Below are 22,318 nucleotides of genomic sequence, written 5' to 3' on the forward strand. Positions count from 1 at the left end.
ATTTCATCTTCCCATGACCGTATGAGTCAGCCGCAAACAGAAAGTTACACTGCAGCAGCCGGTTCATCGTGTCGGAAATCCTATGGATATTGCCAATATGGTATTGTTCCTTTGCTCTGAAAAAGCAGGCTTTATCACAGGTGAAAACATTTGTATTGACGGTGGTATGACAAAACAAATGATTTAGTAGTCGATTTTGACACTGCAATCAAAAAAATGAAAAGATATTTATCTTATATTACATAAAAATGTGCGGATACACATAAGATGGGAATAGATATTGAAGCTCAGATTGTTCTATGATAGAATATTATTACTAAAAAGTGTGCAAAAGCACGGAATTGAGGAATGTAATGATAGAAATTAAAAGAGATGCTTATCTACAGCAGTTGACCATGCGAAAAGATAATGGAATGATAAAGGTGATTACCGGTATTCGTAGATGCGGCAAATCTTTTTTGCTGTTTAATATTTTCAAGAGATATTTACAGGAGAATGGTGTTGATGCCGATCATATTATTGAGATTGCCTTGGATGGTATTGAGAATGAGGAATTAAGAGATCCCAAGGTGTGCTTTAAGTACATCAAAGATGCCATGAAGGATGATGATAAGTATTATCTTCTTCTGGATGAAGTACAGTTCATGCCACGATTTGAGGAAGTGCTGAATAGCCTGCTCCGCATGAGCAACATTGATGTGTATGTCACCGGAAGCAATTCTAAGTTCTTGTCCAGCGACATTGTGACCGAGTTTCGTGGCAGAGGTGATGAGATCAGAATCTATCCCCTCTCTTTTGCAGAGTTTTATTCTATCTATAAAGGTGATTACGACGATGCATGGGATGACTACATGACCTATGGCGGATTGCCGCAGGTCGTAGGTTTACAGAGCGAACGACAGAAGGCAGATTACCTGAAAAATATCTTTGCAAATGTTTATCTGAAGGACGTAATTGAAAGAAACAAGATCCAAAATGTGGATGAAATTGGCATTCTGGTTGATGTGCTTGCATCTGCAATCGGTGCACCGACCAACCCTTCAAAGATTGCTAATACCTTTGCCAGTGAGCGTCAGATGAGTTATACAAACAAAACGATTTCCAATCATATCGACTATTTGGCAGATGCGTTTTTGATTTCTAAAGCAAGCCGATACGATATTAAGGGCAGAAAGTATATCGGTGCAAATATGAAATACTACTTTACCGATCTGGGTCTGAGAAATGCCCGTTTGAATTTCAGGCAACAGGAGCCTACTCATATCATGGAGAACATTGTTTATAACGAGCTACTGATTCGTGGCTACAATGTTGATGTGGGTGTTGTGCAGATCTTTGATAAAGATAAAGAGGGCAAGCGTGTACGTAAGCAGCTGGAAGTTGATTTTGTAGTTAACCAAGGCAATCAGAGATACTACATCCAGGTTGCTTATGACATGACTTCAGAAGAAAAGCAGACTCAGGAGTTCAATTCTCTGCGTAATATCCCGGACTCTTTCAAGAAGGTTGTTATTGTAAATGGCAGCAAAAAGCCTTGGAGAAATAATGAGGGATTTGTCATCATGGGAATGAAGTATTTCCTTTTGGACGCAGATAGTTTAGAGTTTTGACATTGGATATAGATAAATTAAATCGGAAGTCATGGAGATAGTTTTATTATGATTTTGTGCTTTTCAGGACATTGACAAGCATCTATGCGTATGGTAAATTGATATATAGATGATTATCTATGTGAGGCGGCGAAAATGGAAGCAAAGGATATGATACTAATATGTAAAGCATTATCAGATACAAATAGACTGGAGATTGTTCAGATGCTGTCAGACGGAGAAAAATGCGGATGTAAGATTCTGGATAAATTCAATATCACGCAGCCTACTTTATCACATCACATGAAAATATTGGTTAACTGTGGGATTGTAAATGACCGTAAGGAAGGCAAGTGGCATTATTATTCTCTGAACAAAAAAGTAATAAGAGCGGCAAGTTCATTTGTTGAAGCTTTGGGAAGGTAGGAAATGAAAGAAGAATGCAAAAGGCAGAATACCGTTATTATGAAATTTCTCAGGATCTTCCTGTTATGGCATTAAGTGGTAAAAAATGGGAATATTTATTTGTGGATGTGGAAGAAATTTTAAAAAGAGGTTTTGTAAATGTTCCAGAAAAATATATTTATGTTGAACAGAATCTATCGAAGAAAATAAGTGTTTTGGAGAATGCTGGAAGTACGAAGGCTGCGGCACTTATGCAGATGATAATAGAAGAAATACAGCTGAGACAAGCAAATTATAGATATACTGTTTCAACGCTTGCGTTTAATCTTGTGCTGTTTTTTGATCGTTTAGATAATGAAAACATAAAGTTTCAGAATAATTCCCGGGAAACTTCAGATTATACACGTAAAATTATAAGTTATATAGAATTACATTATATGGAGGACATCGGGGGAAAGGATTTTGCAAGGGCATGTAATCTGAGTGAGACACATATGCGGAGGATCTTTATAGAGTCTGCTAATATTACACCATCAGAATATCTAAATCTGGTTCGGATTAAGAAGGCCTGTGAAATGCTCGCAAAAGAAAAATGTTCCATAGAAAAAGTGTCTAATTCTGTAGGATACCCGGTGATATCTACATTTATGCGTAATTTTAAGAAAATAACGGGAATTTCACCAAATGCATGGCGGAGAAAAGCGTTGGAGAATCCGGAAAATGTGGCAGCCTACCAAGTATCAGTGTTTAAGGGGTGGTAAAATATATAGGGTGCCACCAGGAACAGTAAAAAAACAGTTGCCAAAAGGACAAACAGTCACAATCCCTGTATTTTCAGCTAGGTTTTACTATGTATGAGGAAGAAGAAAACCGCTGGCGGTGTTCCTTCCGATCTGATGGAAAATGGATTAATGTAAATGAACTTCTGCAGGCGTTTGGCGGAGGTGGACATGCTGCGGCAGCAGGCGTGTGTAAGCGTACAAATGACGTAGATAAATTCAGGCCGGAAATACTTGAGCGGATTGTTATGATGAGAAAGATTTCCGGTCAGAATAAATAAGAATTAGAAACGGAACACAGGAGAATCGGGAGATGTAGAATGATGGAAAAGAAAAGAACCTATATTGCAATCGATCTTAAGTCATTCTATGCGTCTGTGGAATGTAAAGAACGAAATCGGGATCCTTTGACGACCAATCTTGTGGTTGCGGATAAAAGCAGAACAGAAAAAACCATCTGTCTTGCGGTATCTCCAGCCTTAAAGTGTTATAGGATCCCCGGAAGGGCTCGTTTATTTGAGGTTGTTCAAAAAGTAAAAGAAGCCAACAGTGCCCGCAGGTGGAAAGCACCGAACAGAACATTTATTGGTTCCTCTGATGACAGTGCAGAATTAAATAGTAATCCTGCACTGGAGATTGATTATATTGTTGCTCCTCCCCGGATGGCTCTCTATCTGGAATACAGCACCAGAATTTACAGCATTTATCTGAAATATATTGCGCCGGAAGATATTTTCCCGTATTCGATTGACGAAGTATTTATTGATGTAACGGATTATCTGCATACTTATAATATGACAGCAAGAGAACTTGCAATGGCCATGATACAGGATGTGCTGAAAACGACAGGTATAACGGCAACTGCAGGAATCGGAACAAATATGTATTTGTGCAAGATTGCGATGGATATTGTGGCGAAGCATATTAAAGCAGATAAAGATGGTGTACGAATTGCGGAATTGGATGAAATGTCATACCGAAGGAAACTCTGGAGTCACAGACCACTTACGGATTTCTGGAGAGTAGGGAAGGGATATGCAAAGAAGCTGGAAGAATACGGGCTTTATACAATGGGTGATATTGCAAGATGTTCCATCGGAAAAGAGAATGAGTTATACAACGAAGATCTGCTATATAAACTGTTTGGCGTTAATGCAGAGCTGTTGATCGATCATGCCTGGGGGTATGAACCCTGTACCATGGAAATGGTTAAGGCTTATAAGCCGGAAACGAACAGTGTTTGTTCCGGGCAGGTACTTCATTGTCCTTATGACTTTGAAAAAGCAAAATTAGTCGTCAAAGAGATGACGGACCAGATGGTTTTGGATTTGGTGGATAAGAAGCTTGTAACGGATCAGATCGTGTTGACAGTTGGTTATGATATTGAGAATCTGAATAATGCCGACAGGAGAAAGCAGTATCATGGAGAGGTTACCATTGACCGCTATGGAAGAAGAATTCCGAAACATGCACATGGAACGACCAATCTGAAACGGCAGACTTCCTCAACCAAGATGATAACTGATGCAGTAATAGAGTTATATGACAGGATTGTTGACAGAAATTTGCTTATCCGAAGAATCAATATTACAGCGAACAGGCTTGTGGATGAAAGTTCTGTGAAGAAAGAAGAAGTGTATGAACAGCTGGATCTTTTTACGGATTATGTGGCGCAAAGGAAAAAGCAGGAAGAGGAAGAGGCTGCACTGAATCGTGAAAAACGTATGCAGGAAGCGATGCTCAGTATCAAAAAGAAATTTGGAAAAAATGCTGTACTGAAGGGGATGAATCTTCAGGAAGGTGCAACCGCCAGGGACAGAAATGAACAGATTGGCGGTCATAAGGCGTAAAGGAGTTGAAAGAGGATGAAAAATAATTCTTATGACGATATCATCAATTTACCACATCCGGTCTCTAAGAATCATCCGCAAATGCCACTTCAGGATCGGGCAGCGCAATTTGCTCCTTTTGCAGCTTTGACCGGACATGATGCTGCGATAAAGGAAACGGCAAGATTAACCGATGAACGATTGGAACTGAGTGAGGAAGCGATTGCTCAACTGAACGAAAAAATTAATATAATCAGAAATAATATCGGTATAGAACAGAAGGTATCGATAACTTATTTTATTCCCGATGCAAAAAAAGCCGGCGGATCCTATGTTATGTGCTCTGGTGTTGTAAAAAAGGTAGACGAATACGAGCGTGCTATAATCATGACGGATCAAACGGTCATTCCAATCGAACAGATAAGTGATATTAAATGTGAAGAGTGGTAAATTTGAGAAAAAATACAAAGAAGTTAGAATGTTTTTAAGGAAAAGCTGGAGGTGATGTGCCATGGCTTCATTTGATCAGAAGCTCCGTACGTTATCCGAAAATGATGATTGCCCGAACTAAACATCCAAAATATAGCTATGAAGGAGTCGAGATTCACGATATAACTGATTGGTTGTTATGGAGAAATCAAAGCTGATGGAGGATAATCGTTATGATCAGAAAGATGCAGAACCCAGATATTAATAGAATTGCTGACATATGGTTAAAGACAAATTTAAAAGCACATGATTTTATTCCTGAGCAATATTGGACAAGTACGAGTCAATTCAATCTCTCCGGGATGGATAGATACTGACTTTATCGAATATACAAGAGCAGATGCAGTGCAGCAGCCGGTTCATCGTGTCGGAAATCCTATGGATATTGTCAATATGGTACTGTTTCTTTGCTCTGAAAAAGCAGGCTTTATCACAGGTGAAAACATCTGTATTGACGGTGGCATGACAAAACAAATGATTTACCATGGTGATTGTGGTTGGAGGCTTGACATGTCGCTTGATATGAAGAGTAAAAATAGAATAGGAAGGAAAATGTACGAAAAGGAATACTGATGATTTTGTGAGGATCCCTTTTTTTAACGGCGACCACTTATGATCCTGGAATGTATATTCTGGTACTTTCAGTAATCTGTACTTTCCTAGAGCTTTGAAAACGAAATCTAATATTTTCAAAACTTCAATAAATAAACATAATTATCAATACAATACTCTTCATAAAAAATAAAATAGGATATTTTAATGGGAGATGAGCAGAATGATGGACAACTAGGGCTTTCTGTGAACTTTGTTCACAAAAATACCTCGCGGAACGTTACCAGTGAACAGTAGCTATTAAGAACAGAGACTTCATGACAGGATGTTAAAAATATGGTATTTTATAAGATATTAGAGTAGAATATTATTGAAAGTTGATGCCTTGAGTAAATATTATTCTGATGAGCAACTTAACCAGGTAATAAATGTAAAATCTAAAAACCGCATTACAATTGGATATTGTCGCATTTCCAATCATAAACAAAAAGATGATCTGGAACGGCAGATTGATAATGTTAGAATATATCTTCAGGCAAAAGGACAGCCATTTGAGATAATAAGTGATATCGGTTCCGGGATTAATTACAAGGAAAACAAGCTTCAGTATGCTGGTGCATCAAGATTTGCTTATAACTGGGTTTTGGCCAGCGAAGAAGAGAACTATGAAAAAGGTGGCAGATTCATTTCAGATCCAGAACTCAGAAAGTAAAGAAATTAGAAAAACAGAAACGCAGATTACAGCGTAGTCTCTCTCGTTCTTACGAGAAAAATAAGAAAGGGGTAAGTTACTGTAAAACAAATAATGTAATCAAAAAGGAAAAACTTTTATTGAAACGAAATAACAGATTAACAAACATCCGTAAAAATTATTTGAAGAAGGAATGAAACATAGAGGTTTATGACTTTTTATAAGTTTTCAGTAACGGAATGGATTATGTTTAGAGAAATTGGGAATGAGCGGGCTTTCGATGGGATTTTAAATCAGATTATAGAGAACATTCAGAATGGCAGTCTCAAAGCGGGAGCTGCCCTTCCGGCGGAGCGGACAATGGCGGAGACCATGGGAGTGTCCAGACCGGCAGTCAGAGAAGTTTTGAGAGCACTGGAACTGCTGGGAATAGTTAAGCCAGTGCCGGGAGGCGGGAATTATATTACAGAGGATCTGGATACCTGGCTAATCGGCCCCTTATCCATACTTTTTAAATTAAATAATGGATATCTGCGCCAGAATCAGCAATTTCGTGCGGCACTGGAAAGAGAATCAGCAATTCTTGCAGCGAGGAAGTGCACACCGCTGAACGCAGCAGAATTATGGATGATTCTTGCACGGCTGGACGCCGCAGAAGATGAAAAGATACGGGGTAAACTGGATCGCGAACTTCACCAGAAGATTGCAAAGATCGCAGATAACCCGATGATTTACAGTGTCCTTGCGGCAGCGGATCAGCTTACGGAGAATATTGTTTCCGGGACGAGAGACTACATTATGAAAAAGAATAATTCTGCCAGAGAGGTTGATGACCAGCATCATCGGCTTGTTGAAGCAATCATCAACGGAGATGCAGAACAGGCGGAACGATGTATGTCCGAACATATGGATACGATTGAACGTTATATGGAAGAAATGCAAAAAAAATCCTAAGAAATTTTGGGCATTTTTACAGAGTTAATTGATATGACCTCTATTGTGTTTTGGTAATACCAGTGATATAATTAAAATGCAAATTGGTAATACCAATAAATAAACTGGCAATACCAGAAAGAGGTGCGAAACAATGGGATATGTGAAATGGTCATATGAGACACTGAATCATTTTTGCGGAGACGTATTCAAGGCGTTTGGATTTACAGAGGAAGAAAGCAATCAGATCAAGGATGTGCTTCTTACGGCTGACCTTTATGGAATAGAAAGTCATGGTATGCAGAGAATGGTGCGTTATCATAAGGGAATCGAAAAGGGAACCATCCATCCGCAGGCAAAGCCTGAAGTTGTATTTGAAACACCGATATCTGCAGTGATTGATGGTCATAATGGAATGGGACAGCTTATTTCCGTTTACGCAATGAAAAAAGCCATCGAAAAAGCCAAAAAAACCGGAGTTGGAATCGTAACCGTCCGTGAGTCCAATCATTTTGGTATTGCTGGATATTATGCAAAGATGGCGTGCGATGAAGGACTTCTGGGAATGGCTTGCACCAATTCAGAGGCTATTATGGTTCCTACGTTTGGCAAAAAAGCCATGCTTGGATCAAACCCAATCGCAGTAGCTATGCCGGCAGACCCGTATCCGTTTTTCTTTGACTGTTCTACCACAGTAGTTACAAGAGGAAAACTAGAAATGTACAACAAAATGGAGAAACCGCTTCCTAATGGATGGGCGTTGGACAAAGATGGTCATGCAAGCACAGACGCACCGGATGTCCTTGCCAATATTGTTGCAAAGAAGGGCGGCGGAATCATGCCCCTTGGTGGAAATGAAGAGGTTACAGGAAGCCACAAGGGATATGGATATGGTATGTTATGTGAACTGTTCAGTTCCATTCTTTCCATGGGTGTTACTTCGGATCATTGCTGCACATTCCCGGATAAAACTGGAATCTGTCATGGATTCATGGCAATCGATCCGGCTGCATTTGGTGATCCTCAGGCAATCCGCAGACATTTTTCAGAATACCTGGAAGCTTTGAGAGAAAGTCCGAAGGCAGAAGGCAAAGAACGTATTTATACACATGGTGAAAAAGAAGTTTTGGCAGAAAAAGAAAGAAGAGAGCATGGATTACCTGTAAACGATAATACAATGGTCGAACTTGCTAATCTGTGTGGATATCTCAAACTTGACTTTGATAAATATTTTGACGGATATGAGCTTCCAAAAGATAGCAAATTCTTTACAGGAAATTATTAATAGATTAGAAGGCAACTGTTCACAGTAACAATAGAGGCAGCCGAATCATACGGTTTCACATAATTTAAGATACCAGGGAGGACAATAGAAATGGATTATGCAAAAGAATCTTTAAGACTGCATGGAGAATGGAAAGGTAAGATTGAAGTTGTAACAAGAGTACCTGTAGAAAATAAGGATGATCTGTCACTTGCTTATACACCTGGAGTTGCACAGCCTTGTCTGGAAATCCAGAAGGATGTAAACAAATCTTACGAACTCACAAGAAGATGGAACATGTGTCTGGTAGTTACAGACGGTTCTGCTGTTCTTGGACTTGGAAACATTGGACCAGAAGCCGGAATGCCGGTTATGGAAGGTAAATGTGTCCTTTTCAAGGCATTTGGTGATGTAGATGCATTTCCACTCTGCATTAAAAGCAACGATGTGGACGAAATTGTAAATACAATCTATATGATCTCCGGTTCCTTTGGTGGAGTAAACCTGGAAGATATTTCCGCACCGAGATGTTTCGAAATTGAAAAGAAACTGAAAGAAAAATGTGATATTCCGATCTTCCATGATGACCAGCATGGTACTGCGATCATCACACTGGCAGGTCTTACCAATGCACTTAAAGTTGTTGGCAAGAAGAAAGAGGATGTCCATGTTGTAATGAACGGAGCAGGAGCAGCAGCAATCTCTATCGCTCGTCTGCTTCTCACAGCCGGATTTAAGAACATCACACTCTGTGACAGAAAGGGTGCAATCTATGAGGGACGTCCGGAAGGAATGAATCCAGTCAAAGATGAAATGAGCAAGGTGACCAATCTGGATAAGAAAGCAGGTTCTCTGGCAGATATGCTGGTCGGCGCAGATGTATTTATCGGTGTTTCCGCACCTGGTGCCGTTACAACAGAGATGGTTAAGACCATGAATAAGGATGCAATTGTTTTTGCATGTGCAAACCCGACTCCGGAGATTTTCCCGGATGACGCAAAGGCTGGCGGAGCAAAAGTTGTTTCCACAGGAAGAAGTGATTTCCCGAACCAGATCAACAACGTACTTGCTTTTCCAGGAATCTTTCGTGGCGCATTTGATGTGAGAGCAAAAGAGATCAATGATGAAATGAAGCTGGCAGCGTCTGAAGCACTTGCAAATCTGATCGCAGATGAGGAACTTTCTCCGGAATATATCATTCCGAAGGCATTCGATAAGAGAGTAGGACCGGCGGTAGCCAAAGCAGTTGCGGAGGCAGCAAAGAGAACCGGCGTAGCCCGTATTTAAAAAATACAATTTAATAAGATAGACAATTTTCCCCGGCATAACTTATTATAGGGATAGCAAGGACGTGTGACAACAATAGATTTTACTTCAAGGAAACGTCCGCAGTATGCCGGGGATTTTCTTATAATTTTTTACGAATGAGTAGAGATTTATAGCTGGAAATAAGAAACCAACTATGGAAGGGAGAACTGTGGTATAAACAGCTTCCGTCACAGACAGCGTAGGAGACCTGCAAGTAGCTGGACAAAGCATGCTATAATTAAAAATAACAGACATCAGAAAAGAAGGGACAAAATATGCAAATCAGTTTATTACTAATGGAAGAGATTGCAAAGCTTTTTGCAATCATGCTTATGGGATATGCGGTTGTAAAAGCCGGCCTTATGAAGTCATCGGAGAGTAAAAGCATATCTGTAGTCATGGTTTATCTGGTTATTCCATGCGTAATTATCGACGCATTTCAGGTGGACTATACGCCAGATGTAAAAAAAGGACTGCTCCTGGCATGTGCGGCAGCAGTTCTGGTACATGTTTTATTTCTGATACTTACCACAATATTAAAACAAGTATTACAGCTGGATACGATTGAGCGTGCAACTGTTATTTATTCAAATGCCGGGATACTGGTAATTCCGCTGGTACAGGATTTGCTTGGACAGGAGTACGTTATTTATTCCAGTGCTTATATTGCGGTACAGCTGATTCTGATCTGGACACACTGCAAAAATATGCTTTGCGAAGAAGATAGATTAGAGTGGAAAAAAGTATTTCTGAACGTAAATATTATTTCAATCATAGTAGGAGTGATATTGTTTGTCTGCAGAATCCAGATGCCTTCGGGAGTGCAGGATGTCATGGATATGATGAATAATATGATTGGTCCGATCGGAATGCTGCTTGCCGGAATGGTTATTGCGGACGTACCTCTTAAGATTGTATTTACTAAAAAAAGAAACTATCTTTCAACAGTATTGCGATTGATTGTTTATCCAATATTTGTACTGATTCTAATGAAACTGATTCATACATTTGCAGGAATAAATGATTCCAAACAGATTCTCCTGACTGTATATATTGCATCCATAACACCTGCTTGTGCAACTGTGACATCCATGGCGCAACTATATGATAAAGATGCGGCATATGCGAGCTCATTGTATGTACTTACGACACTGCTGTCAATTGTGACCATGCCAGTGATGGTGGGAATGTATGAGATGTTTGTGTGAGAGAATAGAAAGATTGAAGAAATGACACTGACTTCGGTTGGTGTCTTTTATTTTCATGGTCCAGTCATGTCCAGACTGATCGAATACTTTGTGAAGATCACGTTCCAGATGTTAAAGGCATTCTACATTGCAGAATACAAATCCATCATGATAATTGATAGACGAGAAAAAAGATATGGATCCGAGTATGCATGTTCATGCTGCCATTTCTGATTGTATATTTGGGGATAAAAGATGGACTGAGCCTAAAAAGCACATTATTTTATTTCCGAACAATATTGGACAAGTAATTATGAATTAGTGAAAGAAATGATGTCACAAGCGGAAATCCAATAAATGTCGTGTCAAGTCTATAGTATCTGACACAATAGGTTATAAAAAATCTGTAATAATGAGATAATTACAATCAATAACGCCGATACGGGATTATAATAAATCCTACTCGGCGTTATTGATTTTTGCATAGCATTCTTTGCTCTATAAGAAGTTCACGAAATTTACCACATCGAGTTGGATTTGTTGACAATCATATTGGCTTGGAATATACTTGGTTTATCAAGCGCGGCTCGAAAAAATCTTTATTGTCAGAAAAAAGTCAATCCAAAAGGGGAACTGGAGATTATTGACAGTTAAATATAACATATAAAATCATATAAGTAGATGTTGAGCTCAAGAAGCTAAAACTTTCATAAAGAGGTGTCAGAATGGATAAAAAAACAACGTTGGAAATGATTGCAGCAATTTCAAATGCAAACGGTACATCAGGCTTCGAAGATGAAGTGGTTGCTGCAATTCGTCCTTATGCAGAAGGACTCGGAGAAATTACAGAAGATCGCATGCGCAACTTATATATCCGCCGTAAAGAAAATAACGGCAAACGTCCGGTTGTTCAGCTTGATGCACATAGTGATGAGGTTGGCTTTATGGTGCAGGCTATCTGCCCGAACGGAACTCTCCGCATCATTCAGATCGGAGGTTGGGTGAACCACAATATTCCCGCTCATAAAGTCCTGGTTCGTAACCGATTCGGAGAATATATTCCAGGTATTACTGCCAGTAAGCCTCCGCATTTCATGACAGAGCAGGAGCGTAAAGCACCTCTGGATATGAAAGATATCACGGTAGATGTTGGCGCTGTTTCTAAAGAAGAGGCGGTTGAAAAGTTCGGTATTCGTATCGGTGAACCGGTAGTGCCGGATGTGACATTTACATATTCAGAAACCACAGATCTGATGGTGGGCAAGAGCTTTGACTGTCGTCTGGGATGTGCGGCAATTCTTAAGACCATGCATACTCTGGCTGGTCAGGATTTGAATGTGGATATTGTTGGCGCATGTGCAGCACAGGAAGAAGTTGGTGTACGTGGTGCCACTGTGACAGCACAGGTAATTAAGCCAGATATCGCAATTGTTTTTGAAGGCTGCCCGGCAGATGATACGTGCGTTGAGCAGTATATGGTTCAGACGGCTATTAAGCGTGGCCCGATGCTTCGTCACATTGATTCACGCATGATCACCAATCCGCGTTACCAGAGATATGCGCTTGATCTGGCAGAAAAGCTTGGCATCCCGGTTCAGGATGCAGTTCGCAGTGCTGGTTCAACCAATGGTGCAGTTATACATCTGACTGAAAAAGCAGTTCCGGTCATCGTTATTGGTGTTCCGGTTCGCTATGCGCACACACATTACGGAATTTCAGCTTATGCTGATTTTGATAATGCGGTTAAGTTGGCATGCGAAATTCTTAAAAGACTTGACGAAGAGCAGATTATGAGTTTCTAAAAAAATATAATGATGTACTGAAAGCGACAGATATAACGGCAACTGTCGGAAAAGGATATGCAAAGAAGCGTATCACAGTTATTTAAACGTTTATGTGACAAACGTAACTGTCTGTGGTATTATGAAAGTGGTATAGGCGAAAATGACTTTTGCAGAGACGAAAGTATTTTCAAATTTTATTTAAAAATATACTTATTCTAATGAATAAGTGAGAGGCCATATAGATACGGGACGGTATGAGTACAAAGAACATTACCAGTGAACAGTAATGTAGGAGAACAGTTCGAACATATGTATCGGCTGTTCTCCTTTTGTTTTCAGGCATTAATGGGGGAATATTTTCTATATAAGTGTTGGGAGATTTTATGGAAAAGTTTAAGGCAATTGATAATAAGAATGAAGAACATGAGATTAATTACAGACAATTTAACAAAAAGCTGGAACTTCTGAATCAGATTCTGTCTCTGATATCAGACATTAATCAGGCATCGGATGAGAAAGAGATAGATACCATTCGATTTTATTGCACAGCCCGCTGAAAAACAGTTGGAAGAAAACATAATGAGGAAAATTCAATGAAAATAAATAATACAGCTGCTAAACATATTAAGAAATACTGCTATATTGTCGGCCTCCTCTCTTTCCTGATCGCGTTTTTTGCGTGTAGTCAGATGCTCAGATATCAGGAAAAGGAAAAAAAAGCATCGGGAATCTATATGGCACAAAGTACGATAAGGAGAGTCAAGGCAAAGCTGGACAATTATATAACGATTTCTGATCTTCTTGGAAATTATATCATTGATGGATCGGATATGGATGAAAACACTTTTTCAGAACTGGCAGAAAAGATCCCAAATGAGGATGGTGTGGTAAAGGCATTTGAGCTGGCACCGAAAGGAATCATAACCGAAATCTATCCTATGCAGGGAAATTCAGAGGCTCTTGGACTGGATGTACTGGGGGAACATGAACGGAAAAAGGATGCAGCTCTGGCTAAGGAAACCGGGGAGTATACACTTGGCGGCCCCTATCAGTTAAAGCAGGGAGGAACCGGAGCATTACTTTTTAAACCGGTTTATCGAACCGATGATTCCGGAGAGAGTAGTTTCTGGGGATTTGTACTCCAGGTGATTGACTGGGACCGTTTTATGAGTGACATAAATCTGCAATCCTTAAGTGAGGCGGATTTCAGTTATAAAATCTGGTCTTATGACAGAAGCAGTGGAGATAAGGTTATTTTTGCCCAGAGTCAGGACGATATGCCGGAAGACAGCCTGACGATAGAATGTGAGATCCCGAATAACACATGGTATTTTGATATTGTGCCTTCGAATGGGTGGATCCCGGTTTCATATTGGCTCCTCGCTATTGCCGCTTCTTATATATTTTCATTATTGGTCGCTACAATTTATTATCAGATATCCAGCAAAAAGCACAGAGAAAAACAATATGCAGTTGATCTTAAGAATGCAGCGGAGCTGGCGAAAAGTGCAAACGAAGCAAAAACGCGATTTCTGTTTAATATGAGTCATGATATACGGACGCCGATGAATGCGATCATAGGTTTTTCCGGATTACTGGAAAAGAATCTTCAGAACGAGGAAAAAGCAAAGGAATATCTGGGAAAAATCTGTTCTTCCGGAAATCTGCTGATGACGATCATTAACCAGATTCTGGAGATAGCCCGTATTGAAAGCGGTACTACAACGCTGCAGCTGAAAGCTGAGGATATAAACGCAGTGTTTCATACGGTAAACACAGTATTTGAGGAAGATATAAGGAAGAAGAACCTGCAGTATTCGGCAGATTTGGATGTATATCATACGTTTATCTTTTGTGACAGAGTGAAACTTCAGGAGATAATGCTGAATATTATCAGCAATGCAATAAAGTACACGTCCGATGGGCATGCGGTCCATGTAAAGATATATGAGAAAGATTCAGAGGATCCCCGGAAAGCCCGGTTTATTTTTACTTGTGAAGATACAGGCATTGGCATGAGCGAGGAATATCTTCCACATATCTTTGAAGAATTTTCCAGAGAGCATACAACCACAGAGAACAAGGTCGCTGGTACAGGATTGGGTCTTCCTATTGTAAAATCCATGATTGAGTTGATGGGCGGAAGTATTCAGGTAGAAAGCACGCAAGGTGCCGGGACAAAATTCACTGTAGATATTTCTTTTGATACAGCCTCAGAAGAGGATGTATATAGGAATCAGATATCTGAACAGCCAGATATATTAGAAAAGCTGAAAGGAAAACGTATTCTTCTTGCAGAGGATAATGATCTGAATGCAGAGATTGCGATAGAACTGCTTGCAGAACAAAAGATCATTGCATACCGTGCGAAGGATGGAGCAGAGTGTCTGGATAAGCTGGAGAAAGCAGATTCCGGATATTATGATATGATTCTTATGGACATTCAGATGCCGGTGATGGATGGATATGATGCTGCAGCCAGGATACGCAGAATGAAAGATGAGAAGAAAGCCTCCATACCCATTATTGCAATGACGGCAAACGCCTTCGCAGAGGACAGGCAGAAGGCAATATCGATGGGAATGAATGATCATGTGGCAAAACCAATTGATATGAATGTACTTTTACCGGTGATAGCAAAGTATATAAGGTGAAAGATCAGTGTTACTGTTTATTGGTAACGTTCCGCGAGGTGTTTTTTGTGAACAAAGTTCACAGAAAACCCGAGAATCTCAGCGCGAAATCATGCGAATGCATGATTTCTGTGCATCGCGAAGTGTGTTACTGGTCACGGGGGGAACCGTAACTAAGAGTAAACGGCGACTTGACTTATTCGTTGCAACCACATATAATTGTTTCGGAACGTAACTTAAAACTTACATTTCGAATACACAAATAAATTCCTATGAAAGGAAGAATAAATGAAATTATGAAACATGTGGAGGCATATGATAATGTCAAAAGATGAGTATTTAATCACAGATGCGCCTCTTAAAGCGCTGACGGTCTTTGCAATGCCGATGATTCTTGGCAGTTTTTTTCAGCAAATATACAATATGGCTGACTCCATTATCGTCGGTCAGTTTGTGGGCTCCTCCGCACTTGCAGCTGTCGGTGCATGTGCAGCGCTGACCAATGTTTTCATTTGTGTGGCACTGGGTGCCGGTGTGGGTGCCGGTGTGCTCGTGAGCCGTTATTTCGGTGCCAGGGAGTATGGAAAAATGAAAACCATCGTGTCAACGTCTTTGTTTAGTTTTTTGATCCTAAGCATAGTCCTTGGTATTTTTGGCTTTTGCTTTTCCCATTGGATGATGAGCGCGTTACAAACCCCTGCAGATATACAGGATGACGCAGTGCTGTATTTGCGGGTCTATTTCGTGGGCTTTCCTTTTTTGTTTATGTACAACATTCTTTCAACGATGTTTACTTCCATAGGCGAATCAAAAATTCCACTGGGACTCCTGATATTTTCGTCAGTCTTAAATATTTTTATGGATCTCTGGATGGTGGCTGGTCTTGATCTCGGCGTGTTGGGTGCGGCGCTTGCAACCTTGATTGCACAAGGTATTTCCGCCGTGTTTTCGCTTCTGATTTTCTTATATCGGATGCGGCGATATAAGAGCCCTTTTCAACGATTTGACTGGCGGGAGCTGCATTCCATGCTTCAGATTGCGGTTCCATCAGTTCTCCAGCAGTCTACAGTGTCTATTGGTATGATGATCGTGCAGGCAGTTGTAAATCCTTTCGGCACACAGGCGCTTGCGGGATATGCGGCGACGATGCGGGTGGAGAATGTTTTTTCCCTGATTTTTGTATCTATCGGTAATGCAGTTTCACCATATGTTTCACAGAATCTCGGTGCGAACAAACCCCAGCGTATCAAAAAAGGCTACCAGGCTGCATTGGTATTGGATGTGTGCTTTGCAGCCATTGCCTTCATCGTCATTGAAACGCTGCATACGCAAATTTCCTCGTTGTTTCTTGGTAAAGACGGAACCGCTCTGGCCTATCAGGTATCCGGGGATTATATGAGATGGCTTGGTTATTTCTTCATTTTTATGGGAATCAAAATGGCAACCGATGGAGTCCTTCGTGGTCTCGGAATCATGCGTCCGTTCCTTATTGCAAACATGGTAAACCTGGCGATTCGCCTGTCTGTTGCCTTGATTTTTGCACCGCGTTTTGGTATTGAATTCGTCTGGCTTGCTGTACCAGCAGGTTGGTTTGCGAACTTTTTAATATCCTATGTGGCGCTCAGAAGATCATCAAGTCTATAGTATCCGGCTGTATTTTGCAGAAAGCTTTTTTCAAACATGCTACAGGAAAAAGTTTTTCATTCAACGTGTTGCGTCAGAAATAGCGAAAGAGAACGCGGGAAATGAGGGAGGTATCATGAAAATTACTTACATTAACCACAGTGGATTTTTAATTGAGACCAGAGACTGCTACTATATTTTTGATTATTACAAGGGTGAATTGCCGCACCTTGACAAGGAAAAAGAAGTAATCGTCTTTTGCAGTCATTTCCACAAGGATCATTTTAACCCACAAATCTTTGGGATTCTTGATGATATGGGGATGACTTATCAGGCAGTCCTGGCGAATGATATACGAAAAAGGAATCATTTATCGGATCTGAAGATCACATATGTTTATCATGATCAGACTTATAATCTGGATAATGGTACTGAAGTTGATACCTTGCTGTCTAACGATAGTGGTGTCGCATTCATTGTCAAAACAAAGGAAGGCACCATTTATCATGCCGGCGACTTAAACGACTGGTACTGGGATGGTGAGCTGAAAGCTGACAACCAGAGACTTACTTCTGCATATCGTGCAGAGATCAGGAAAATTAAGGGTATACATTTTGATGCTGCATTTGTTCCCTTAGATCCGAGACAGGAAGATCACTATGCTGACGGGATCCTGTATTTCCTTAAAAATGTAGATTGCAATGTCATTTTTCCAATGCATTACTGGAATGATGCCAGTGTAATTAAGCGGTTCATTACTGAATATCCGCAATATAAGTCACGCATTAAAAACACAGAATGTACAAAAGGAGAAGAAGTATGAAATTTAAGATGATTCACGAAAACTATAATGTGTCAGACCTGGACCGATCTATTAAATTTTACAATGAGGCCCTTGATCTGCACGAGGTAAGAAGAAAGACTACCGATGATTTTATCATCGTGTATCTGAGCAACGATGTAAGTGATTTTGAGCTGGAACTTACCTGGCTTAAGGATCATCCACAGCCATATAATCTGGGTGAATGCGAATTCCACCTGGCATTCCAAGCGGAGGATTACGAGGCTGCGCACAAGAAGCACAAAGAGATGGGCTGCATTTGCTTCGAAAATGAAGCAATGGGAATTTATTTCATCGTAGATCCAGATGGTTACTGGCTTGAGATTGTGCCGTAAAGCTGGTTGGGAAATCGAATAAAGCTGACGTATATTATTTTGCAGGAGGGCACTTATGTACCTGGATAATTTAGATGAACTGGATCAGAAGATTATCCAGTTACTTATAGAAAATGCACGTATCTCCTACTCAGATATCGGTGAAGAAACCGGCATTTCCAGAGTGGCAGTAAAAGCCCGGATTCAGGCTATGGAGAAAAAGGGGGTAATTGAAGAATATACAACAATAATAAATCCTCAAAAAATCAGTGGTGCTGTATCCAGTTATTTTGAACTTGAAATAAAACCAGATCATTTGTCACAGGTGACAGATATCTTATACAAAGATGATACAGTCACACAGATTTACCGTGTCACAGGAAGAGACAAATTGCATGTACATGCTGTTGCTTCATCAAGTGATGAAATGGAGCACTTCCTGCACAACGTCATTGATACACTGCCCGGCATTATCAGCTGTAGCTGCAATACGATCTTATCACGGATTAAAGATATTAAAGGGTTACGGCTGTAGAGGTCAAATTGAGGTGACGCATTATGGTTTCTTTTGAGAAGAAAGAGAAAAATTTTGTTGTTATTATTTGCAATTACAGTGTATGTAAAGTAAAAGGCAATGAATCAGAAATGGTTCATTGCCTTTTGTGCGGTATGGGTTATTTTAACTTTTAAAATATAATTTTGAAATTTTAAAATGAAAGATGTTATAAAAAATCAGAGTTTATTGTTCCGTTTAAAATTGTAAGTTCTTGTTCTTTGGAAACTGGAAAAATAATTTGCGGATGTCCGGAAGGAATAGATGTAGGAGCTTCAATATATTGAAGCAATAAATTTGCAGCCATTTCTCCAAGCTTCTCTTTCGGGTGGTTAATACTAGGAACTCGGGTTGAATCATACAATTTGGTTACATTGGAATTATCAAAGCTTATAACAGTTAAATCTTCTGGAACAGAAATGTTTTTTGAAGCAAGATAAGGAACTACATGACAAGAATAGTGTGAAAGAATAATTGTAATATTGTTTTAATGTTTACGGCAACAAGATATCAGAAAAGATGGTGTAATTAAACTTTGCGAAATGAAGTTTATAGACGAACCCTTTCTCAAACATATTCTAAAAAGAGAATGGAGATCAAAGTGTGGCGCACATCTTGCGGAAATCCTTTTCAAACAGGCTCTAAGGTAGTCAAAAGCAAAAAAATGTTATATACTTATGCTATGAGAATATGGAAACGGATAAGGACACAGGAGGTAACCATGGGCAGATATCTGAATCCGGGAATGGAGAGCTTTGAAAAAAGCGTAAATTCTGAAATCTACGTAGATAAAACTGGTTTGGTCGGATACACGAATCGGGTAATGAATACAGTGCAGGGATATGTCTGCGTCAGCCGCCCGCGGAGGTTTGGAAAATCCATGGCTGCGAATATGCTTACGGCATATTACAGCAGAGGCTGTGATTCCAGAGAAATATTTTCCAAATTTGAAATATCCGAGAGTCCTGATTTTGAAAAGTACAGAAATAAGTATAATACCATTTTTTTGAATATGCAGGAGTTTCTGAGTAGAAGCGATAGTGTTGAAGCATTGGTTGACCGGGTAAAAAAACTTGTTTTGCGGGATCTGAAGCGAGAATATCCGGATGTGGATTATTTTGACGATACGGATCTGGTGGAATCCATGCAGGATATTTATGAGACTGAGAAGTGTCCATTTGTTGTTATTATAGATGAGTGGGACTGTATTTTCAGGGAGTTCAGGCAGAATAAGGAAGCACAGGAGAAATACCTGGATTTCCTGAGAGACTTGCTGAAGGATAAGGCATGTATTCACTTAGCGTATATGACGGGTATTTTGCCAATAAAGAAATATGGAACCCATTCTGCATTAAATATGTTTGATGAATTTTCCATGATAAATCCAGGCCCTCTTGCACCGTATGTGGGTTTTACTGAGGTGGAAGTGGAATATCTGTGCCATAAATACAGGATGGATATGGAAGAAGTAAAAGCCTGGTATGATGGATATTCATTTTCTATGGCGGCATCTGTTTATAGTCCGCGTTCTGTTGTAAACAGTATGCTCTTCGGAAAAATAGAGAATTACTGGAATCAGACGGAAACATTCGAGGCCCTGCAGGTTTATATTGATATGAATTTTGATGGCCTGAAGGATGATGTTTTGAGCATGATTGCAGGGGAAAGGATTCCGGTTAATACGGGAAGCTTTACCAACGATATGACAACCTTCCGAACAGAGGATGATGTATTGACATTGTTGATTCATCTGGGGTATCTGGCTTATGATTCGGAGAATAAGGTGGTGAAGATTCCGAATAATGAAGTGCGAAATGAGTATGTTAACAGTGTAGCTGCATCGGACTGGGGCGAGGTATCAATTGCGCTGAAGCAATCTGCTGACACGTTAAATGCAATCTGGCAGAGACGGCCACAACAGGTTGCGGAAGGAATACAACTGGCTCATTTTGAAACGTCTCATATTCAGTATAATGATGAAAACGCCTTGAGTTATACGATTTCTCTTGCTTTATATGCTGCAAGGAATTTTTATACAATGCACAGGGAATTGGCTGGCGGAAAGGGATTTGCGGATATTGTATTTATTCCACGTAAGAAATTTCAGGATAAACCGGCACTTGTGGTAGAGCTGAAATGGGACAAGAGTGCAGATGGGGCAATCAGCCAGATTAAAAGAAAAGAATATTGCAGAAGTCTGGAAGAATATGCTGGAAATGCACTTCTGGTTGGAGTGAATTATAATAAGAGAACGAAAGTACATGAATGCATGATTGAAGAGTATAAGCTTTAAATTAAATTCAGAGATGCATATGTGCACGAAAAGGTCTGTGGCGGGGCAGTGCAGTTGCTGAAAGGATAAGAAAAAAGGACAATAATATTATTATCCCAACATATTTGAATATCTCCCAAAAATGCGCCAATATTGGGAGAAAGAAAAGAAGCTTGGGAGAAAGGAGTTGGAATGAGAGTATTTGATTATTCCAAACTTAAGGAAAGGACCTGGGATAATGAGATTCTGGCATATGTTGCACAAATCCATGAGTATAAAGGAAAACAAGATCTGTATCTAAGACAAAAGCCCGTTGAACTTAATCGCCTGATTGAAATTGCGAAAATACAGAGTACAGAAAGTTCGAATCAGATAGAAGGTATTGTGACAACAAATGCAAGATTAAAACAGCTTGTGGAAGATAAAACAACGCCCAGGAATAGAGATGAAGAAGAAATACTTGGATATCGTAATGTCCTAAATATTGTCCATGAAGCTTACGAAGCAATTCCTGTTCGAAGTAATTATATTTTGCAGCTTCACGGTGAGATGTTAAAACATACTGCATTTTCTTATGCTGGTAAATATAAGACCACTCCAAATGAGATTGATATGATGCTTGAAAATGGAGAGAAAGTGGTGTTGTTTAAGCCATTAGAACCTTACGAAACCCCAGATGCAGTAGAACGACTTTGCAATGAGTATAACAAAGCTATAGGGGATGGTATTGTAGATCCGCTCATTCTGATACCTAATTTTATATTAGATTTTCTATGTATTCATCCTTTCAATGACGGAAATGGACGAATGAGCAGACTATTAACATTATTGCTCCTATATCGAAGTGGATATATTGTTGGACAGTATATCAGTATAGAAAAAGCTATTGCGGATACAAAAGAAACATATTATGAAGTTTTGCAAAATGCGGATCAAAACTGGTATGAGGGAGAGAATGATCCCAAGCCATTTATTAAATATATGTTAGGAATTATTCTATCGTGCTATAGAGAGTTTGAGGCAAGAATAGTATTAGCTGAAAAAACAGGAAAAAAAAGCAAGGCATATGATGTTGTAAAGACATATTCAGAAAACACGCTCGGAAAGTTTTCGAAACATGATGCACTGGTTGCATGTCCTAGTCTTGGAAGTTCCTCAGTAGAATCAGCATTAAAAAAACTGGTTGATGAGGGTGCTATAATACGAACTGGCGCAGGACGCAAAACAATGTATATGAAGAAAAGAGAGTAATTATTACCAGCTGCAGAAAAA

The 22,318-nt window shown here is 39.8% G+C and carries 24 protein-coding genes and 2 pseudogenes; 25 read left to right on the plus strand and 1 reads right to left on the minus strand.

Annotation, left to right across the window (positions count from 1 at the left end):
* The first annotated feature begins 97 nt into the window (after positions 1–97).
* From LIZ66_RS18950 to LIZ66_RS02385, 23 genes and pseudogenes are all read left to right on the plus strand, one after another.
* A complete protein-coding gene (locus tag LIZ66_RS18950) occupies positions 98–187 on the plus strand; it encodes an SDR family oxidoreductase (protein WP_334292312.1) in 90 nt (29 codons plus the stop codon).
* A 169-nt stretch (positions 188–356) separates the two neighbouring features.
* Positions 357–1,610, plus strand: coding sequence for an ATP-binding protein (locus tag LIZ66_RS02290; RefSeq protein ID WP_227200195.1), 1,254 nt, complete (start codon positions 357–359; stop codon positions 1,608–1,610).
* 135 nt (positions 1,611–1,745) lie between these two features.
* Positions 1,746–2,015, plus strand: a complete 270-nt coding sequence (locus LIZ66_RS02295; protein ID WP_148463117.1) for an ArsR/SmtB family transcription factor — start codon at positions 1,746–1,748, stop codon at positions 2,013–2,015.
* A 14-nt stretch (positions 2,016–2,029) separates the two neighbouring features.
* Positions 2,030–2,755, plus strand: a complete 726-nt coding sequence (locus tag LIZ66_RS02300) for a helix-turn-helix domain-containing protein (RefSeq protein ID WP_195992941.1) — start codon at positions 2,030–2,032, stop codon at positions 2,753–2,755.
* An 89-nt stretch (positions 2,756–2,844) separates the two neighbouring features.
* Positions 2,845–3,054 (plus strand): DHHA1 domain-containing protein, encoded by a 210-nt coding sequence (locus LIZ66_RS02305; RefSeq protein WP_227200170.1) that lies wholly within the window; start codon positions 2,845–2,847, stop codon positions 3,052–3,054.
* A 42-nt stretch (positions 3,055–3,096) separates the two neighbouring features.
* Complete coding sequence (locus tag LIZ66_RS02310) at positions 3,097–4,623, plus strand: Y-family DNA polymerase (protein ID WP_227200193.1); 1,527 nt, start codon at positions 3,097–3,099, stop codon at positions 4,621–4,623.
* A 15-nt stretch (positions 4,624–4,638) separates the two neighbouring features.
* Entirely contained in the window at positions 4,639–5,052 is a 414-nt protein-coding gene (locus LIZ66_RS02315; RefSeq protein WP_173717409.1) for a hypothetical protein, read from the plus strand.
* 92 nt (positions 5,053–5,144) lie between these two features.
* A pseudogene (locus LIZ66_RS19755) lies at positions 5,145–5,249 on the plus strand (ATP-binding protein); the annotation flags it as partial.
* 15 nt (positions 5,250–5,264) lie between these two features.
* The gene (locus LIZ66_RS02320; RefSeq protein WP_173717410.1) at positions 5,265–5,408 is read left to right on the plus strand and encodes a GNAT family protein; all 144 of its coding nucleotides are present in this window, start codon (positions 5,265–5,267) and stop codon (positions 5,406–5,408) included.
* Positions 5,409–5,412: 4 nt separating this feature from the next.
* A complete protein-coding gene (locus tag LIZ66_RS02325; protein WP_330589509.1) occupies positions 5,413–5,664 on the plus strand; it encodes an SDR family oxidoreductase in 252 nt (83 codons plus the stop codon).
* A 370-nt stretch (positions 5,665–6,034) separates the two neighbouring features.
* A pseudogene (locus LIZ66_RS18515) lies at positions 6,035–6,247 on the plus strand (recombinase family protein); the annotation flags it as partial.
* Positions 6,224–6,355 (plus strand): helix-turn-helix domain-containing protein, encoded by a 132-nt coding sequence (locus LIZ66_RS18700; protein WP_243110272.1) that lies wholly within the window; start codon positions 6,224–6,226, stop codon positions 6,353–6,355. The pseudogene LIZ66_RS18515 and the gene LIZ66_RS18700, both read left to right, overlap by 24 nt.
* Before the next feature lie 225 nt (positions 6,356–6,580).
* Positions 6,581–7,288: a FadR/GntR family transcriptional regulator gene (locus tag LIZ66_RS02335; protein WP_173717412.1), complete on the plus strand. Its 708-nt coding sequence runs from the start codon at positions 6,581–6,583 to the stop codon at positions 7,286–7,288.
* A gap of 133 nt (positions 7,289–7,421) precedes the next feature.
* Positions 7,422–8,552: an Ldh family oxidoreductase gene (locus tag LIZ66_RS02340; RefSeq protein WP_118577848.1), complete on the plus strand. Its 1,131-nt coding sequence runs from the start codon at positions 7,422–7,424 to the stop codon at positions 8,550–8,552.
* Between the two features lie 90 nt (positions 8,553–8,642).
* Positions 8,643–9,818: an NAD(P)-dependent malic enzyme gene (locus LIZ66_RS02345; RefSeq protein WP_118577849.1), complete on the plus strand. Its 1,176-nt coding sequence runs from the start codon at positions 8,643–8,645 to the stop codon at positions 9,816–9,818.
* Between the two features lie 296 nt (positions 9,819–10,114).
* Entirely contained in the window at positions 10,115–11,047 is a 933-nt protein-coding gene (locus LIZ66_RS02350) for an AEC family transporter (RefSeq protein ID WP_173770557.1), read from the plus strand.
* A gap of 704 nt (positions 11,048–11,751) precedes the next feature.
* Positions 11,752–12,828 (plus strand): M42 family metallopeptidase, encoded by a 1,077-nt coding sequence (locus LIZ66_RS02355; RefSeq protein ID WP_148463113.1) that lies wholly within the window; start codon positions 11,752–11,754, stop codon positions 12,826–12,828.
* A 365-nt stretch (positions 12,829–13,193) separates the two neighbouring features.
* A complete protein-coding gene (locus tag LIZ66_RS02360; protein ID WP_227200168.1) occupies positions 13,194–13,367 on the plus strand; it encodes a hypothetical protein in 174 nt (57 codons plus the stop codon).
* A gap of 36 nt (positions 13,368–13,403) precedes the next feature.
* Complete coding sequence (locus LIZ66_RS02365; protein ID WP_227200165.1) at positions 13,404–15,464, plus strand: ATP-binding protein; 2,061 nt, start codon at positions 13,404–13,406, stop codon at positions 15,462–15,464.
* Between the two features lie 300 nt (positions 15,465–15,764).
* Positions 15,765–17,087: an MATE family efflux transporter gene (locus LIZ66_RS02370; RefSeq protein WP_227200163.1), complete on the plus strand. Its 1,323-nt coding sequence runs from the start codon at positions 15,765–15,767 to the stop codon at positions 17,085–17,087.
* Between the two features lie 115 nt (positions 17,088–17,202).
* A complete protein-coding gene (locus LIZ66_RS02375; RefSeq protein WP_148463110.1) occupies positions 17,203–17,889 on the plus strand; it encodes an MBL fold metallo-hydrolase in 687 nt (228 codons plus the stop codon).
* Positions 17,886–18,242: a VOC family protein gene (locus LIZ66_RS02380; protein ID WP_148463109.1), complete on the plus strand. Its 357-nt coding sequence runs from the start codon at positions 17,886–17,888 to the stop codon at positions 18,240–18,242. Before LIZ66_RS02375 ends, LIZ66_RS02380 begins: the two co-directional genes overlap by 4 nt.
* 55 nt (positions 18,243–18,297) lie before the next feature.
* Positions 18,298–18,756, plus strand: a complete 459-nt coding sequence (locus LIZ66_RS02385; RefSeq protein ID WP_226836792.1) for an Lrp/AsnC family transcriptional regulator — start codon at positions 18,298–18,300, stop codon at positions 18,754–18,756.
* 187 nt (positions 18,757–18,943) lie between these two features.
* Here the strand turns inward: LIZ66_RS02385 and LIZ66_RS02390 are convergent, their stop codons facing one another.
* Positions 18,944–19,255: a substrate-binding domain-containing protein gene (locus tag LIZ66_RS02390; protein WP_173717201.1), complete on the minus strand. Its 312-nt coding sequence runs from the start codon at positions 19,253–19,255 to the stop codon at positions 18,944–18,946.
* A 240-nt stretch (positions 19,256–19,495) separates the two neighbouring features.
* On the opposite strand from LIZ66_RS02390, the gene LIZ66_RS02395 reads away from it, so the two are divergent.
* Complete coding sequence (locus LIZ66_RS02395) at positions 19,496–21,067, plus strand: AAA family ATPase (protein ID WP_173772939.1); 1,572 nt, start codon at positions 19,496–19,498, stop codon at positions 21,065–21,067.
* A 171-nt stretch (positions 21,068–21,238) separates the two neighbouring features.
* A complete protein-coding gene (locus tag LIZ66_RS02400; protein WP_173717194.1) occupies positions 21,239–22,297 on the plus strand; it encodes a Fic family protein in 1,059 nt (352 codons plus the stop codon).
* Positions 22,298–22,318: the final 21 nt, after the last annotated feature.

This window comes from Blautia faecis (assembly GCF_020554845.1).
In the GTDB taxonomy this organism is placed as follows: domain Bacteria; phylum Bacillota; class Clostridia; order Lachnospirales; family Lachnospiraceae; genus Blautia_A; species Blautia_A faecis.

Coding starts and splice junctions, on each gene's coding strand:
- LIZ66_RS02320 (WP_173717410.1), top strand. CDS start 5,265: ATGATCAGAAAGATGCAGAACCCAGATATTAATAGAATTGCTGACATA.
- LIZ66_RS02295 (WP_148463117.1), top strand. CDS start 1,746: ATGGAAGCAAAGGATATGATACTAATATGTAAAGCATTATCAGATACA.
- LIZ66_RS02310 (WP_227200193.1), top strand. CDS start 3,097: ATGGAAAAGAAAAGAACCTATATTGCAATCGATCTTAAGTCATTCTAT.
- LIZ66_RS02375 (WP_148463110.1), top strand. CDS start 17,203: ATGAAAATTACTTACATTAACCACAGTGGATTTTTAATTGAGACCAGA.
- LIZ66_RS02395 (WP_173772939.1), top strand. CDS start 19,496: ATGGGCAGATATCTGAATCCGGGAATGGAGAGCTTTGAAAAAAGCGTA.
- LIZ66_RS18950 (WP_334292312.1), top strand. CDS start 98: ATGGTATTGTTCCTTTGCTCTGAAAAAGCAGGCTTTATCACAGGTGAA.
- LIZ66_RS02400 (WP_173717194.1), top strand. CDS start 21,239: ATGAGAGTATTTGATTATTCCAAACTTAAGGAAAGGACCTGGGATAAT.
- LIZ66_RS02305 (WP_227200170.1), top strand. CDS start 2,845: ATGTATGAGGAAGAAGAAAACCGCTGGCGGTGTTCCTTCCGATCTGAT.
- LIZ66_RS02370 (WP_227200163.1), top strand. CDS start 15,765: ATGTCAAAAGATGAGTATTTAATCACAGATGCGCCTCTTAAAGCGCTG.
- LIZ66_RS02335 (WP_173717412.1), top strand. CDS start 6,581: ATGTTTAGAGAAATTGGGAATGAGCGGGCTTTCGATGGGATTTTAAAT.
- LIZ66_RS02365 (WP_227200165.1), top strand. CDS start 13,404: ATGAAAATAAATAATACAGCTGCTAAACATATTAAGAAATACTGCTAT.
- LIZ66_RS02300 (WP_195992941.1), top strand. CDS start 2,030: ATGCAAAAGGCAGAATACCGTTATTATGAAATTTCTCAGGATCTTCCT.
- LIZ66_RS02360 (WP_227200168.1), top strand. CDS start 13,194: ATGGAAAAGTTTAAGGCAATTGATAATAAGAATGAAGAACATGAGATT.
- LIZ66_RS02380 (WP_148463109.1), top strand. CDS start 17,886: ATGAAATTTAAGATGATTCACGAAAACTATAATGTGTCAGACCTGGAC.
- LIZ66_RS02345 (WP_118577849.1), top strand. CDS start 8,643: ATGGATTATGCAAAAGAATCTTTAAGACTGCATGGAGAATGGAAAGGT.
- LIZ66_RS02355 (WP_148463113.1), top strand. CDS start 11,752: ATGGATAAAAAAACAACGTTGGAAATGATTGCAGCAATTTCAAATGCA.
- LIZ66_RS02350 (WP_173770557.1), top strand. CDS start 10,115: ATGCAAATCAGTTTATTACTAATGGAAGAGATTGCAAAGCTTTTTGCA.
- LIZ66_RS02340 (WP_118577848.1), top strand. CDS start 7,422: ATGGGATATGTGAAATGGTCATATGAGACACTGAATCATTTTTGCGGA.
- LIZ66_RS02385 (WP_226836792.1), top strand. CDS start 18,298: ATGTACCTGGATAATTTAGATGAACTGGATCAGAAGATTATCCAGTTA.
- LIZ66_RS02315 (WP_173717409.1), top strand. CDS start 4,639: ATGAAAAATAATTCTTATGACGATATCATCAATTTACCACATCCGGTC.